Annotated in this window: 14 protein-coding genes; 9 read left to right on the plus strand and 5 right to left on the minus strand. The window is 73.8% G+C overall.

Annotated features, from left to right (window positions below; translation table 11 throughout):
* Nucleotides 1-184 precede the first annotated feature (184 nt).
* The 3 genes from JOD49_RS20840 to JOD49_RS16265 all read right to left on the minus strand — a co-directional run bounded on the left by JOD49_RS20840 (nt 185) and on the right by JOD49_RS16265 (nt 2,898).
* A complete protein-coding gene (locus JOD49_RS20840; protein ID WP_205308092.1) occupies nt 185-1,168 on the minus strand; it encodes a DUF559 domain-containing protein in 984 nt (327 codons plus the stop codon).
* Nucleotides 1,169-1,602: 434 nt separating this feature from the next.
* Nucleotides 1,603-2,085 carry a transcription elongation factor GreA gene (greA, locus tag JOD49_RS16260; protein ID WP_205308093.1) on the minus strand — a complete coding sequence of 161 codons (483 nt, stop codon included), beginning with the start codon at nt 2,083-2,085 and terminating at the stop codon, nt 1,603-1,605.
* Nucleotides 2,086-2,406: 321 nt separating this feature from the next.
* Complete coding sequence (locus tag JOD49_RS16265) at nt 2,407-2,898, minus strand: DUF4307 domain-containing protein (RefSeq protein ID WP_205308094.1); 492 nt, start codon at nt 2,896-2,898, stop codon at nt 2,407-2,409.
* Between the two features lie 94 nt (nt 2,899-2,992).
* On the opposite strand from JOD49_RS16265, the gene mca reads away from it, so the two are divergent.
* From mca to JOD49_RS16280, 3 genes are read left to right on the plus strand one after another with little or no spacing between them, the layout of a single operon-like run.
* Nucleotides 2,993-3,934, plus strand: a complete 942-nt coding sequence (mca, locus tag JOD49_RS16270; RefSeq protein ID WP_372441330.1) for a mycothiol conjugate amidase Mca — start codon at nt 2,993-2,995, stop codon at nt 3,932-3,934.
* Nucleotides 3,931-4,323, plus strand: coding sequence for a hypothetical protein (locus tag JOD49_RS16275; RefSeq protein WP_205308095.1), 393 nt, complete (start codon nt 3,931-3,933; stop codon nt 4,321-4,323). Before mca ends, JOD49_RS16275 begins: the two co-directional genes overlap by 4 nt.
* Before the next feature lies 1 nt (nt 4,324).
* Nucleotides 4,325-5,230, plus strand: coding sequence for a carbon-nitrogen hydrolase family protein (locus tag JOD49_RS16280; RefSeq protein WP_205308096.1), 906 nt, complete (start codon nt 4,325-4,327; stop codon nt 5,228-5,230).
* Nucleotides 5,231-5,300: 70 nt separating this feature from the next.
* Here JOD49_RS16280 and trhA read toward each other — a convergent pair whose 3' ends face one another.
* On the minus strand, nt 5,301-5,987 hold the full coding sequence (gene trhA, locus JOD49_RS16285; RefSeq protein ID WP_239526540.1) for a PAQR family membrane homeostasis protein TrhA: 687 nt from the start codon (nt 5,985-5,987) through the stop codon (nt 5,301-5,303).
* A 388-nt stretch (nt 5,988-6,375) separates the two neighbouring features.
* Between trhA and JOD49_RS16290 the strand changes: the two genes are divergently transcribed.
* The 6 genes from JOD49_RS16290 to JOD49_RS16315 all read left to right on the plus strand — a co-directional run bounded on the left by JOD49_RS16290 (nt 6,376) and on the right by JOD49_RS16315 (nt 13,239).
* The gene (locus tag JOD49_RS16290; RefSeq protein ID WP_205308098.1) at nt 6,376-7,137 is read left to right on the plus strand and encodes an isoprenyl transferase; all 762 of its coding nucleotides are present in this window, start codon (nt 6,376-6,378) and stop codon (nt 7,135-7,137) included.
* Nucleotides 7,138-7,304: 167 nt separating this feature from the next.
* A complete protein-coding gene (locus JOD49_RS16295) occupies nt 7,305-7,811 on the plus strand; it encodes a MarR family winged helix-turn-helix transcriptional regulator (protein ID WP_205308099.1) in 507 nt (168 codons plus the stop codon).
* Nucleotides 7,808-8,398: a CE1759 family FMN reductase gene (locus JOD49_RS16300; protein ID WP_205308100.1), complete on the plus strand. Its 591-nt coding sequence runs from the start codon at nt 7,808-7,810 to the stop codon at nt 8,396-8,398. Before JOD49_RS16295 ends, JOD49_RS16300 begins: the two co-directional genes overlap by 4 nt.
* Nucleotides 8,399-8,634: 236 nt before the next feature.
* A complete protein-coding gene (locus JOD49_RS16305; RefSeq protein WP_205308101.1) occupies nt 8,635-10,533 on the plus strand; it encodes an alkaline phosphatase in 1,899 nt (632 codons plus the stop codon).
* A 185-nt stretch (nt 10,534-10,718) separates the two neighbouring features.
* Nucleotides 10,719-11,945, plus strand: a complete 1,227-nt coding sequence (locus JOD49_RS16310; protein WP_205308102.1) for a hypothetical protein — start codon at nt 10,719-10,721, stop codon at nt 11,943-11,945.
* Nucleotides 11,946-11,994: 49 nt separating this feature from the next.
* Nucleotides 11,995-13,239: a glycerate kinase gene (locus tag JOD49_RS16315; RefSeq protein WP_205308103.1), complete on the plus strand. Its 1,245-nt coding sequence runs from the start codon at nt 11,995-11,997 to the stop codon at nt 13,237-13,239.
* 65 nt (nt 13,240-13,304) lie between these two features.
* On the opposite strand, the gene JOD49_RS16320 is transcribed toward JOD49_RS16315, so the two are convergent.
* Nucleotides 13,305-14,549, minus strand: coding sequence for an AAA family ATPase (locus JOD49_RS16320; RefSeq protein ID WP_205308104.1), 1,245 nt, complete (start codon nt 14,547-14,549; stop codon nt 13,305-13,307).
* Between the last annotated feature and the right edge of the window lie 91 nt (nt 14,550-14,640).

The following is a 14,640-nucleotide window of genomic DNA, read 5'->3' on the forward strand; positions in this document are numbered from 1 at the left end:
CGGGCGATGCGCGGCGACGGCGAGAAGCGGCCACCTGGGGTCCGGGTGCCGCCTCGACCCAGGTGGCCGCATCTCGACGTCGCGCGCGTGTCCCCGGACCAGGGGTACCCGCACCACGCGGCGGTCACGGTGCCCGAGGACACGCCGGCGCCCACACTCCCGAGGCGAGCACCGCCGTCGGGCATCACCCCCGGGCCACGACGATGCGGGGGCGTACCGAGGCGTCGGGAGCGTCCGCGAGCCGGCGCGGGTCCACGCCCTGGTCCCCGAAGGCGGTGAGCAGTCGACCGCAGGTCGCGTCCCACGCCGTGAGGACGTCCTGGGAGTAGAGGACGACCACCCGCCACCCCAGGCGTTCCATGTTCTCCCGCCGAGCGACGTCGCTGCGCATCTGATGCTGGGACGCGTAGTGGTGGGCGCCGTCGTACTCGATCGCGATGCGAGCCTGGGGCCAGCACAGGTCCGGTCGCGCGACCCACTGGTCCTCGGCGAAGAGATCGGCCCCGACCACGGGACAGGGGAAGCCCGAAGCGGTCAGCAGGAGTCTGACCCGCGACTCCATGGGCGAGTCGACGAACGTCCGGGCGGCGGCTAGCGCGTCCTGCAGGACCCGCCGCCCTCGTCCACCGACGAACCAGTCCACGGCGCGCTCGAGCTCGCTCCGAGGAGTCGGCGGGGAACGCAGGGCGAGGACCGCGTCGGTCAGGACCACGAGGTCGTCGGCGGTCAGGATCGCGCCGCCGCCGGAGCCGGTCTGGCTGCCGAGATCGAGCCAGGTCCTGGCAGGCAGCGTGACGGGGAGCCGGCGGTGCAGGAACGTGTGCTTCGTGGGTAGTCCTGAGTGCCCGACGAGCAGCGCTGCCTCCCGCGGGCGCATCCTGGAGGTGCTCGAGACGTGCAGCCTCGCGGCCGGTCGATGGTTGCTCGGCAGGGGAAGGTCCAGGAGCGCGGCCGCCGTCACGTGCGAGAACGCGTCCCCCGGTCGGAAGGTCAGGGCCACCGCCCGGCAGAGCGCGTCGAGGTCGTGCGCCGAGGCCGCCGCCATGCGGACCCCGCGCAGGGGCGTGTGCAGCACCGGGTTGCGGAGCTGGTCGGGCGTGCAGCCTGCCGCTAGGGCGTCGGCCACGAGGAACGGGGTGGGCGGGAGCCGGACGAGGGCGCTGGGCACGCGGAGAGGTTCGCAGATGCCGGCGGCGCTGTGGGGCGAGTGGCGCGGTCTGTGGACAACCGGTCGACCAGGGCTGCCGGGGATGGAGGTGAGTGGCGACGTCGAGATGCGGCCAACTGGGGTCCAGGCACTGTCTCGACCCCAGTTGGCCGCATCTCGACGTCGGGCCGGCGGACCCGGCCGCTGCCAGCCGGCGGACCCGGCCGCTGCCAGCCGGCGGACCCGGCCGCTGCCAGCCGGCGGACCCGGCCGCCGCCAGCCGGCGGACCCGGCAGGCGGCCCAGGCAGCCCGGGCCGGCGGACCCGGCAGGCGCACCCCCGGACGCACGCAGGCCCGGGAACCCTGAGGTTCCCGGGCCTGCGTGCGTCCCTGCGCCGTGGGGAGCCACCGTCGGTGGTGGCCCCTGGTGCTCAGGGTCGGGACAGCGGGCGCGTCACGCCTGGAACGGCTTGGCCGCCAGGATCTCGACCGCGATCTGGTTCCCGTTGGGGGCCGCGTACGCGACCTTGTCGCCGATCGAGGTGCCGTTGATGGCCTCGCCGAGCGGGGACGTCGGGGAGTAGACGCGGATGTCCGTGCCGCCGGCGATCTCGCGTGAACCGAGCAGGAAGGACATCTCCTCGCCGGCCACGAGCGCGGTGACGACCATGCCGGGCTCGACCTTGCCGTCGTCCGGCGGAGTGCCGATCTGCACGTTGCGGAGCTTCGCGGTCAGCTCGCGGATGCGCGCCTCGTTCTTGGCCTGCTCCTCGCGGGCGGCGTGGTAGCCGCCGTTCTCCTTGAGGTCACCCTCGTCGCGGGCAGCGGCGATGCGCTCGGCGATGTCGGTGCGGCCGGCACCGGACAGGTGAGCCAACTCGGCCTGAAGCCTGTCGTGTGCCTCCTGGGTCAGCCAGGTGACGCTGGTCTCGGTCACGGTTCGCTCCTTCCTTTCCTTGCGTTCCGGCGGTCGACGTCGGTGGACGTGACCGCACAGGGTGAGGCAGTGGGTGCGGGTGAGAGCGACTCCGCTGCCTGCCCGGGGTGGTGACGTCGGCCGGTCGCCGACGCCGCGTGGCGGGTTTCGCTGGACCTGATTGCTTCTGGGGCAGCGTGAATCCCTCAGGATACCAAATGTCCGCTGCATCACACCGCCCCTGCCCCGTGCGGCCTCGGGGTCCCGGGGAAGGGCGACGGTGGTCGGCGCGTGATCCTGGTCCCGGACGCTGCCCGCGGCTCGGCCGTCGGGCGAGCGGCGTCAGGGCAGGGCGCGGCAGCTCTCGACGATCCCCGTCGTCGCGAGCTCGGACGTCGCGACGCTCACGGTGTAGCGCCCCTCGAGCTGGTCGCTCGGCCCGACGACGACGTCGACCGTCCCGACCTGCGCGTAGCTCTCGGCGAGCGCGTCGATCGTGCACTCGGCCTGGGTGCCCGGCTCCATCGAGACCTGGAAGGTCACGTCGATCTGCTCGGAGTCGACGACCTTGAACCCGAAGTCGTCGTAGCGCACGGGGGTCGACGCCTGCCCGAGCCCGATCCAGATCGTGATCCCGACCCCGACGACCGCCGCGGCGACGATGCCCGCGATCGTGAGGCGTCGGCGCGCGGCCGTCGGCGCGGGCCCGTAGCGGCCCACCGGCGGCTGCAGGCCAGGGGTCTGCGGCGCGAGCCCGATCGGGTTCTCGTGCTCGTCGAGCGCGTCGGGGCCGACCTGCGGGGATGTTCCCGACGGGGGAGTGCTGTTCGTCATGGTGAATCGAGGTCCAGGGGTTGGGTGGACTACCTGCTCATGAGACATCATTGTCTCTGAACTTCTTCGCCCCGGAGTACCCCCTGGAGGACCTGTGACCGAATCGACGGCGCGCCCGAGCACGGTATCGGCGCCCGGGACGGTCGACGGCGCACCGCTGCGCCTCCTGGCCGTCCACGCGCACCCTGACGACGAGTCGAGCAAGGGGGCTGCGACGTCGGCCCGCTATGCCGCGGAGGGCGTCGAGGTGCTCGTCGTGAGCTGCACCGGTGGTGAGCGCGGCGACGTGCTCAACCCGAGCTTCGGCGAGCTCCCCGCGACCCCCGAGGGCATGGCCGAGCTGCGGCGCGCGGAGATGGCCGCAGCGGCCAAGGCGCTCGGTGTGAGCCACCGCTGGTTGGGCTTCGTCGACTCGGGGCTGCCCGAGGGCGACCCGCTGCCCCCGCTGCCCGAGGGCTGCTTCGCGCTCGTCCCGCTCGAGGAGGCCGCGGCGCCGCTCGTCGAGCTGGTCCGCGAGTTCCGTCCGCACGTCATCACGACGTACGACCCGAGCGGCGGCTACCCGCACCCGGACCACATCATGTGCCACAAGGTCGCGTTCGAGGCGTTCCATGCCGCGGGGGACCCCGAGCGCTACCGGGTCGAGGGCGGCGCACCCGCGTGGGAACCCCTCAAGCTGTACTACAACCACGACTTCTCGATGAACCGCATCCGCACGATCCACGAGGCCGTGGTGGACGCCGGTCTCGAGTCGCCCTTCAGCGACTGGGTCGAGTCGCGGGCCGCGCGCGAGATCCCCGAGCGCGAGGTCACGACGCGCGTCGAGGTCGCGCCGTACTTCCCGCAGCGCGACGCGGCGCTCATCGCGCACGCGACGCAGATCGACCCCGAGGGCTTCTTCTTCGCGATCCCCCGCGACCTCGAGGCCGACGTGTGGCCCTTCGAGGAGTTCGAGCTCGCCGAGTCGCGCGTCCCCACCACGCTTCCGGAGAGCGACCTGTTCGCCGGTATCCGCACCGAGGAAGGCCACGCATGAGCCCGACGCCGCAGCTCGCGGTCGATCTGTCGTCCCACCTCGCGGGAGGGCCCGGCTGGGCCACCGGCGTGACGGCCGAGACGACACCGTCCCCTGCGCCGACGGGCGGTGACCTCCGCCCGGGCCTCGAGCCGACGGACGTGTCTCCCGGCCTGCCGGGCTTCCTCACGATCTTCGCGGTCGCACTCGCGTGCGTCGCGCTGTTCGTGTCGATGAACAAGCAGCTCCGCAAGGTCCGGCACGACGAGCGCTCGGGCCGGCCCGGCAACGGTGGCGGGGCGGGGGGCTCCTCGGACGGCGGCGGTTCGTCCGACGGCGGTTCGCGCTCGAACGACGGTCCGAGCGACTCGGGCAGCTCGGGCGGCGACTCCGGTGGCGGCGGCGACTGACATGACGCGCACACCGCGTGGCCCGGTGCGCGTCACGATCGGCCAGATCGAGGTCTCGAACGACCACGCGGCGAACCTGCTCGTGGTGCGCTCGGCCTTCACCGAGGCCCAGCGGCTCCAGGCCGACCTGCTGGTGCTCCCGGAGTACGCGTCGGGCTTCGACCCGCGCGGCGTGGGCGTCGAGCACGCCGAGCCGCTCGACGGTCCGTTCGTCACGACGCTCCAGCGCTGGGCGAGCGAGACCGGGGTCGCGGTGATCGCGGGCACGACGCTCCCGGGCGCGCACGTGGGCACGGGCCGGGACGCGGAGGCGTCCGGTGCGGCGCCCTCGACGAGCGCGCCGTCCCCCGCGGCGTCGCCCACCTCCCGGGCGGTCAACGCCGTCGTCGCGATCGACGGGGGTGGGCACCTGGTCGGGGTGTACCGCAAGGTGCATCTCTACGACGCGTTCGGGCACCGCGAGTCGGACCGGCTCGAGCCCGGACCCGTCGACGCGCCTCCCACGACGATGTCGGTCGGCGGCCTGACGTTCGGCGTCATGACCTGCTACGACCTGCGGTTCCCGGAGTCGGCCCGTCGCCTGGTCGATGCCGGCGCGGACGTCCTGGTCGTGCCGGCGGCCTGGGCCGCGGGCGACCTCAAGGCCGACCACTGGCGCACGCTGGCCCGCGCCCGGGCGATCGAGAACACCTCGGTGGTGCTCGCGGTCGGGCAGGCAGGCAAGGGCGTGACCGGACGGTCGCTGCTCGTGGGGCCCGACGGGCAGGTCGGGCTCGAGCTCGACGAGCGAGCGGGCCTGCGTACGGCCGACATCGACCCCGAGGCCCTGGCCGGGGTGCGCGCGGCGAACCCGTCGCTCGCGAACCGGCGCTACGCCGTCGTGCCCAAGGACCAGCAGCAACGCTGAGTGCGGAGCACGTGTCGCAGATCGAGGCGATCCGCGACACGTACCCCGCGCTCAGCGGATGCAGGAAGGCTCAGGCGTTGAGCGCCGCGATCGTGATCGCGGCGTAGTGGCACCCGAAGCCCACGACCGTCAGGACGTGGAAGATCTCGTGGAAACCGAACCAGCGCGGGCTCGGGTTGGGGCGCTTGAGCCCGTAGACCACGGCTCCCAGCGTGTACGCGAGGCCGCCGATCGCGACGAGCCACACGACCGCGGGGCCCGACGGCGTGGTCCAGAACTGCGGCATGTACCCGACCGCGACCCAGCCGAGCGCGACGTAGATCGGCACGTAGACCCAGCGCGGGGCGTTGAGCCAGATGATCCGCGCGGCGAGCCCCAGCAGGGCGCCGGCCCAGACGATGATCAGCAGGATCGTCGCGGTCCGCTGCGGCAGGAGCAGCACCGCGAGCGGGGTGTAGGTGCCCGCGATGATGAGGAAGATGTTCGAGTGGTCGGCCCGGCGCAGGATCCCCGCGACCTTCGGTGACCAGGTGCCGCGGTGGTAGACCGCGCTCGTGCCGAACAGCAGGCACGCGCTCAGGCCGAAGATGGCGCACGCGACCTTGCCCGCGACCGGCGGGGCGAGGATCACCAGGACGATGCTCGCGACCAGGGCGAGGGGGAAGGTGCCCGCGTGGATCCAGCCCCGCAACCGGGGCTTGACCGCGTCAGCCACCTTCTCGGCGGCGTCCGAGACGGCGTCGGCGGCCGAGTCCAGGGCGTTCTCGACGGAGTCGCCGGAGGTCGTGCGGTCGGAGGGTCGTGCCACGGGGAGACTCCTACTCGGTTCGGCGTTCGGGCGTGCGGACGGGATGTCCCTGACCCGGGGGAGTGCGCGTGAGTCGACGTGCGTGGCTCAGGAACGACTTACGCCATCGTAAGTTACGTCACCGTAGGTTGTTGCGCGGGACTGTGAAGATCCTGCGTAAAGCCATCTTCAGGACCGGGCCTCGGGCTCTCTCGACTGTTGCCTCCGGTACCGTTTGGCGAGCGACGACGATCGGGACCGACGATCGTCCTGCGACGCCCGCGTGGCTCGCGCGACGCTCCCGGAACCTGCCCGGCCCCGTCGCCGCTCCTCCATCACATACCGCGAAGGACCCCACGTGCGCATGCCCCACCTGCTCTACGGGCTGTACGAACGACGTCTCGCGGCCTCGCTGCCGCGCGAGGCCATGCCGCGGCACGTCGGCGTCATCCTCGACGGGAACCGCCGCTGGGCCAAGTCCTTCGGCGAGACCGCCGCGACCGGCCACCGCCGTGGCGCCGACAAGATCGCCGAGTTCCTCACCTGGAGCGAGGACCTCGGGATCGAGGTGGTCACGCTCTGGATGCTCTCCACGGACAACCTCTCGCGCTCGCGCGAGGAGCTCAGCGCGCTGCTCGACATCATCGAGGACGCCGTGTGCGACCTGGCGGAGACCGGTCGCTGGCGCCTGCGCGTCATGGGTCGCCTCGACCTCCTGCCCGAGCGTCTCGCCAAGGCGCTGCGCGACGCGGAGGACCGGACCGCCGGGGTCGACGGGCTCCAGGTCAACGTCGCGATCGGGTACGGCGGCCGCCACGAGATCGCCGACGCCGTGCGCTCCTACCTGAGCGAGCAGGCCGCGACCGGCGCCTCGCTCCAGGACCTCGCCGAGAACCTCGACGTCGAGCACATCGAGGAGCACCTCTACACCAAGGGCCAGCCCGACCCCGAGCTCGTGATCCGCACCTCGGGCGAGCAGCGCCTCGGCGGGTTCCTCCTGTGGCAGAGCGCGCACGCCGAGTTCTACTTCTGCGAGGCGTACTGGCCGAGCTTCCGCCGGGTCGACTACCTGCGCGCGCTGCGGTCCTACTCGCAGCGTGAGCGGCGCCTCGGCCGGTAGGTGCTCCCGGGCGCGGGAGGTCGCCTCGGTCCCGGCGGTCCGGAATACCCCCCTCGTCTCGCCGGTTGTACCGCTCGAGTTCATACGAACGCATCTACCCGGGTGCCGTGCGCCGACGAGGCGCGCACCGCCGTCGGGCCGGTGCACCCCGCAGGATCGAGAGACACATGACCAGCCCGACCACCGTCGCCCCCGCCGTCCACGAGCGAGCCACCACGCGCGAAGCCGCGGAGACGTGGGAATCGCTCTTCCGCACCCAGGTAGCGCTCATGCGCCGCTTCCAGGCCGACGACATCTGGGAAGAGCTCACCATGCGTGAGTACGACGTGCTCTTCACGCTCGCCGGCTGTCCCCAGGGCGGCACACGACTGCGCGACCTCAACGAGTACGTCCTCATCAGCCAGCCCTCGCTCAGCCGCATGGCCGAACGCCTCGAGCAGCGCGGCCTCGTCGAACGAGTCCCCGCGCCCGACGACGCACGCGGCACGATCGTCCGGCTCACCGTCGAGGGGGCGCGGCTCCAGAAGGAGATCGGGCGCAAGCACGTCCGCACCATCGACGCCTACGTGGGCGGGGCCCTCGACGCCGACGAGCTCGCGACCCTCAAGGGCCTGCTCGACAAGCTCCGCGGCGCGCAGGGCGACATCCCCGCACGCGACGGGCGCACGGCGTGAGCGGCGAGCCCCAGCAGGGGTCAGCGCGTCGCACGCTCAGCGTCGTCGCCGTGACCGGCGGGGTCAGCTTCCCCTCGACCACGCGCGCCCTGACCGACCTCCTGCTCGACAAGACCGTCGCCCGGCTGAGCGCCGCAGGGGTCCAGGTCGACGCCCGCACGATCGAGATCCGCGACCACGCGCAGGACGTAGCGACCGCGACCGTGATCGGGATGCGCAGCGAGGAGCTCGAGCTCGCGCTCAAGACCGTCGAGCAGGCCGACCTCCTGATCGTCGCGACCCCCGTGTTCCGCGGCTCCTACTCGGGCATCTTCAAGTCGTTCTTCGACCTCGTGGACTCGCTCGCCATGACCGACAAGCCTGTGCTGCTCGCGGCCACGGGCGGCACGGCCCGGCACACGCTCGTGATCGACCAGGCGCTGCGCCCGCTGTTCGCCTTCATGGGCGACCTGATCGTGCCCACGGGCGTGTTCGCGTCCAAGGAGGACTGGACGATCGAGCTGTTCCCCATGCCGTGGCTCGACGAGCGCGCCGAGCGGGCCGTGGCCCAGCTCGTGCGGTTCGCGGACCTGCCAGCGCCGGGCTGAGGCCCGGCGCGCCTGCCCCCGCTGCCCCCGCTGCGTTCTGCCTCGGCGCGCCTGCCCCCGGCGCGCTCCGTCTCGGCGCGCCTGCCCCCGGCGCGCCGGGCGGGTCGGACATTTGGCTCATTCGTCCCCGCGCGGCCCTCCGCCGTTCACCCCGTCGCCACCTCTGACCGCTTGGCTCTGACGTGCCGGCCGGAACTCGACTCCGGACCGGACCAGACCTCGACAGGGAAGAGACCATGACTTCACGTGTACCGATGAAGTGGCTGCGGGTCGCCGGCACGGGCGTCCTCGCGGCGGGTATCGCGATCTCCTCGACCACGCCGGCGCTCGCCGCGCCGTCCGCCGACCCCGGGGCGCCGGGACCGAAGAACATCATCCACCTCATCGGTGACGGGATGGGGTTCAACCAGGTCGACCTCGGCAGCCAGTTCGAGCACGGCCGCACGGCCTACCAGACCACGGTGAAGCCCGGCGGCGTCTCGACCCCGGTCCCCGGGCAGGGCGGCACGCAGGTGTACCAGGAGTTCCCGGTCGCCCTCGCGATGTCCACGTACCAGTTCGGCAACACGTACGACCCGGCCCAGAACTGGAGCAGCTTCGCGGCGCCGCTCAAGAGCTCGACGGACTCGGCGGCCGCGGCCACGACCCTCGCGACGGGCGTCAAGACGCTCAACAACGTGATCGGTCAGGACGAGAACCACGAGGACCTCAGGACGGTCGCCGAGCGCGCGCTCGAGCTGGGCAAGGCCACGGGCGTCGTCACGTCGGTGCCCTGGACCCACGCGACGCCCGCGTCCTACCTGGCGCACAACGAGCACCGCAACAACTACCACGACATCGCGGCCGACATGATGGACTCGGGCGCCAACGTGATCTTCGGCGCGGGCAACCCCTGGTACGACGACAACGGTGACAAGCGGGCCACGCCCAGCTACAGCTACATCGGCGAGACCGAGTGGAACAAGCTGGCCGACGGCCAGACCGCGTTCGACCTCGTCGAGTCCAAGGACGACTTCCTGGCCCTCGCCGAGGGGGACACGCCCTCGCACGTCCTGGGCACCGCGCAGGTCGCCGGCACGCTCCAGGCCGACCGCACGGCCCTGAAGTCGGGCGACGTGCCCTTCACGGCCCCGCAGAACGACAACGTGCCCTCGCTCCCGCAGATGACGGACGCCGCGCTCAACGTGCTGTCCAACGCCTCGGACGAGGGCTTCTTCGTCATGATCGAGGGCGGCGCGATCGACTGGGCCTCGCACGACAACAACACCGCGGGAGCGGTCGAGGAGCAGGTCGACTTCAACCGGACCATCGAGACCGTCGTGGACTGGGTCGAGGAGAACTCGAGCTGGGACGAGACCCTCGTCGTCATCACGGCCGACCACGAGTGCGGCTACCTCTCGGGCCCCGCGGCGAACCCGGCCTGGACCCCGGTCCAGGGCGAGCAGGGCGGCGCCCCGCAGGTGAGCTGGAACAGCGGCGGCCACACCAACCACCTCGTGCCCGTGTACGCCAAGGGCCCGGGCTCGGAGCTGCTCGCGGCCGCCGCGACGGGCACCGACCCGGTGCGCGGCGCGTACCTCGACAACGCCGACGTGGGCCGCGTCTCGAACGAGCTGTGGGCCGCGAACGACGCGGACGGCATCCCCCTGCTCGCGACCGTGCCCGAGGCCGGCGAGGTGGGCGGCAAGCTCACGCTGTCGGTCGCGGACGCCGGTGCGGGCGTCGCGCTCACGGGTGGCGAGAACGTGGGCGACCGCCTGCGCTTCGCGGGACGTCTCCCCGAGGTCTCGGTGACCGACTCGCGCGCGGCGGCCACGGTCGGTGCGGGCGGCTGGACGGTGTCCGGCCAGTCGAGCGACCTGACGTCGGGCCCGCGCACGCTGCGCGCCCAGAACCTCGGCTGGACCCCGGGACTGGTCTCGGCCAAGGACGGAGTGAGCGCGGGCTCGCCGGTCGCGTCGCTCCTGGGCGGCGGCACGGGCCTCGCGGCCCCGGCCACGCTCGCGACCGCGACGGCCGACGGACGTCTGGGCACCACGACGGTCTCGGCCGACCTGGCGCTCGAGGTCCCCGTGGACACCCGCGCGGGCGACTACGCGGGCGCCCTGACGGTCTCGCTCTTCCCGGTCGACTGACCGTCGCCTGACGAGCCGTCGGGCCCCGGTGCGCTCTCGTGGCGCGCCGGGGCCCGGCGGTCCTTCTCCCGGCGGCGCCCCCGTCCGTCCGTCCACCCGTCCGTCCGCCCGACGGCGTCGCGCGCCCCGTGCGCGCAGGTCGCCGACCGGAGCGGCTCGTGACCTTCCCTGCTCGGAGCTCACCGATGAACGCCTCTCCTCGATCAGCGGCCCACGCCCCTCGCGCGACCGCCCGCCCGACCAGGGCGGCCGGTGCCGTCCTGCTCGCGGCCACCCTCCTGACCGGTGTGGTCGTCGCGCCCGCCACGGCGCTGCCCGCCACCGGGAGCACCGCAGTGGCCGGACCCGTCTCCTCGACCGGTGCGACGTCGTCGGGTACGGGGCCGGCGGCCACGGCCGCCGACCCGGCGTCCGACCCGGCCCCCGCGAAGACCACGTGGGCCGTCGAGCCCGCGACGGCCGAGGGGCCCGACGGGCGCGTGTCGTCCCGCCTGACCGTCGACCCCGGCGGACGGGTCACCGACCACGTGACCGTGACCAACTTCAGCGACCACCCCGCGACGTTCGACGTGTACGCGAGCGACGGCGTCGTGACCGCTGACGGGCAGTTCGACCTGCTCCCCGCGGGCACGGCCCCGGTCGACGGTGGCGCGTGGATCACGGTCGGCGAGGGCGATGCCGCCGGGCAGACCCAGCGCGTCGAGGTCGGCGCCGCGTCGTCGGTGACCGTGCCGTTCACGGTCGCGGTCCCCGCCGACGCGACACCGGGGGACCACCCCGCCGGGGTCGTCGCAGCCCTGGCGCGCCCCGAGGGCGACGGGTCGGCCGTCACGTTCGACACGCGCGTGGGGGCGCGCGTGCACCTGCGCGTGGCGGGAGAGCTGGTCCCGGTGCTCGCGCTCACGGACGTCCGCGCGACCTACGAGCCGAGCTGGAACCCGTTCGCGCCCGGCGCGGTGCGCGTCGACTACACGGTCGCGAACGAGGGCAACGTGCGCCTCGGCGCGGACACCCAGGTCACGAGCGCCGGTCTCTTCGGCTGGAACGCCCGCGACGTCGTGGCCCCCGCCCAGCGCGAGGTGCTGCCGGGACAGGAGGCGAGCGGGACCGTCGTGCTCGACGGCGTCTGGCCGCTGGGCAAGGTCTCGGGCGACCTGACCACGACCCCGCTCGTCGTGGGCGACGACGTGGTCGAGGTCGCGCTCGCCCCCGCGACCGGCAGCTACGCGGCGTGGACGCTGCCGTGGGTCCAGCTCGGGACGGTGCTCGTCCTGGTCGGTGCGGTGCTCGCGGTCCTGCGCGCGCGGCGGCGCCGCGAGGCGCGCACGCAGGCGCGGATCGACGCGGCGGTCGCGGCGCGGACGGCTGCCGCGGGTGCCGCGGACCCCACGCACGCGACGGCGTCCTCCTGACCAGGCACTCCACCCGGCGCGGCCCGGACCCGCTGGCTACGATCGGGGCGTGCCTCCGACGACGAACGCCACCCCGACCGTCGACCCCGCGCGCACCGGCCCGCGACCGCTGCGCGTCGTGATCGCGCCCGACTCGTTCAAGGGTTCCGCGACGGCCGCGGAGGTGGCCCGGCACCTCGCCGACGGCGTCCTGGCGGCGGCGCCCGACGCCGAGGTCAGGCTCCTGCCCATGGCCGACGGTGGCGAGGGCACGCTCGATGCGCTCCTGTCCGTGTGGGGGGTGAAGGCGCGCGAGGTCGCGACGGTCGACGCCATCGGACGTCCTCGCCGGGCACGCTACGGGGTGTCGGCCGACGGTCGCATCGGTGTGGTCGAGCTCGCTGCGGCGAGCGGCCTGCCCGCCGTGAGCGACGTCGTCCTCCAGCCTCTCCATGCGCACACGCGCGGCACGGGAGCGGCGTGCGCCGCGGTCCTCGACGCCGGGGTCGAGGAGGTCGTCCTGTGCCTCGGGGGGTCTGCGTCGACCGACGGCGGCGCGGGCGTCCTGACGGGCCTCGGAGCCCGGCTCCTCGCCCGCTCGCCCGCGACGGTCCCCTCCTCGACGGACGGGGAGCTCGCCGGGACCCTCGTGCCCGACGGCGGCGAGGGGCTCGCGCGCGTCGTCGGCCTCGACCTCGGGGGACTGCACCCGCGGGCCCGCGCGGTGCGGTGGCGGCTGGCCGTCGACGTGACGAACCCGCTCGTGGGCGAGCGCGGGGCGGCGGCCGTGTTCGGGCCGCAGAAGGGGGCGAGCGAGGCGGACGTCGCGTTCCTCGACGCGGCGCTCGTGCGCTGGGCAGACCTGCTCGAGCGCGAGACCGGGGTCCGTACGCACGACCTCTCGGGGGCGGGCGCCGCCGGTGGGGTGCCGGCGGCCCTCGTCGCGGTGCTCGGTGCCGAGCTCGAGCACGGCGCGACCCTGGTCGCGCAGGCGATCGGGCTGCCCGCGGCCGTCGTGGACGCCGACCTGGTGCTCACGGGCGAGGGCTCGTTCGACTCGCAGTCCGTCCACGGCAAGGTCGCCGACGGGATCGGGGCGATCGCGGCGGCTGCGGCGGGCCGGCCGCCCGTCGTGGTGATCGCCGGGCAGGTGCTCCTGCCCGCGCGGCAGGCGCGCGCCGCAGGGATCGCGGCCGCGTTCTCGATCGCGCCGGGACCGATCGACCTCGAGGAGCTCGTGGGGCGCACCGCGAGCCGGCTGACCGAGGTCGCGGCGTCGGTCACGAGCCTGTACCTGGGGTCCGTGCGCCGCTGACCCCGGCCCGCTGAGTGCATGATCCGGCCGCGACACGCCCGGCGGGTCGCGGCCGGATCATGCACTCAGCGCTTGGGCCAGTGCCACTGCGGCTGGTCGAGCGGTCCCTCACGGCCCGCGACGGTCGTCTGGCCGAGCTCCTTGACGAGCTCGACGTGCTCGAGCGCCGGGGAGACGGCACGCGAACGGCCCGCCGCATCCTCCATGGCCCGGACCAGCGCGTGCGAGTGCGTCACGACCACGACCTGAGTGCGTCGCGCGGCTCCGGCGACCAGGGCCCCGAGCGCGGGCAGCAGCTCGGGGTGCAGGCTCGTCTCGGGCTCGTTGAGCACGAGCAGCTCGGGCGGGCGGGGCGTGAGCAGCGCCGCGACCCACAGCAGGTAGCGCAGCGTGCCGTCGGACAGCTCCGCGCTGCCGAGCGGACGCAGCAGACCGTGCTGGCGCAGCTCGAGCGAGAACCGGCCGTCGTCCGTCACACGCACGCGCACGCTCGACCCGGGGAACGCGTCCTCGACCGCGGCGTCCAGGTCGTCGGCCAGGCCCAGCTCGCGGATCGTCTCGAGCGCTGCGGCGAGGTCGGCGCCGTCGTGCGCGAGGACGGGGGTCCGGGTGCCGACGTGCGCGCCGCGGGCCGGAGCCAGGGCGTCGGTGCGGAACTGGTCGTAGAAGCGCCAGGACCGCAGGCGCTCGCGCACCAGCACGAGCTCGGGGGCGCCCACGGGGTCCACGACCTCCGAGAGCATGCTGTCGAAGGACCGCAGCCGGCGCCCCGATGCCTGCCACACCCCGTCCTCGTCGCGCAGCCGGACCGAGGGGCCGTGCCGGTCGGCGACGAGCGTCGCGGGACGCAGCACAGGTCCCGACCAGACGACCTCGGTCTTGATCTCCGGGTCCAGGCCGAACGACGCGCCGCCGTCCTGCGGCAGCCCCAGGTCGATCGCGTACCCGTACGCGCCGGTGAGAGACGCACCCGCGGACGCGGCGCCGTCGGGCAGGGGGTCCGGGCCGCTCGCGAAGCCCAGCCGCAGCGCGACCGGGCCACCGCGCACCGTGCCCTGGACGGGGTGCACGCCCTCGCGCACCGAGCGCCCGATGACCTCCGGACCGGCCCACAGCGTCGAGGGCAGGCCGCCCTCGCGGGCCAGGGCCCCGACCGCGCCGCCCAGCGCGCACTCGGCGAGCAGGCGCAGCGAGCGGTACAGGCTCGACTTGCCCACGCCGTTGGCGCCCGTCACGACCGTGAGACGGCCGAGCGGCAGGACGAGGTGCCGCAGCGAGCGGTAGCCCTCGATGGCGAGCGTCTCGATCATCCCGCCAGGCTAGGCGCGGCCACCCACGGCGTGCGCCGGCCGAGTGCGGAGTAGTTGTCGTTCCAGGACGTCCCGGACGACAACTACTCCG

The sequence above is a fragment of the Oerskovia jenensis genome (assembly GCF_016907235.1).
GTDB lineage: Bacteria > Actinomycetota > Actinomycetes > Actinomycetales > Cellulomonadaceae > Oerskovia > Oerskovia jenensis.

What these genes read in the sequence shown, in the direction of transcription:
- JOD49_RS16265 (WP_205308094.1), bottom strand. Translation starts at nt 2,898, where the DNA reads ATGACGAACAGCACTCCCCCGTCGGGAACATCCCCGCAGGTCGGCCCC.
- JOD49_RS16275 (WP_205308095.1), top strand. Translation starts at nt 3,931, where the DNA reads ATGAGCCCGACGCCGCAGCTCGCGGTCGATCTGTCGTCCCACCTCGCG.
- JOD49_RS16280 (WP_205308096.1), top strand. Translation starts at nt 4,325, where the DNA reads ATGACGCGCACACCGCGTGGCCCGGTGCGCGTCACGATCGGCCAGATC.
- JOD49_RS16295 (WP_205308099.1), top strand. Translation starts at nt 7,305, where the DNA reads ATGACCAGCCCGACCACCGTCGCCCCCGCCGTCCACGAGCGAGCCACC.
- JOD49_RS16305 (WP_205308101.1), top strand. Translation starts at nt 8,635, where the DNA reads ATGACTTCACGTGTACCGATGAAGTGGCTGCGGGTCGCCGGCACGGGC.
- JOD49_RS16310 (WP_205308102.1), top strand. Translation starts at nt 10,719, where the DNA reads ATGAACGCCTCTCCTCGATCAGCGGCCCACGCCCCTCGCGCGACCGCC.
- JOD49_RS16320 (WP_205308104.1), bottom strand. Translation starts at nt 14,549, where the DNA reads ATGATCGAGACGCTCGCCATCGAGGGCTACCGCTCGCTGCGGCACCTC.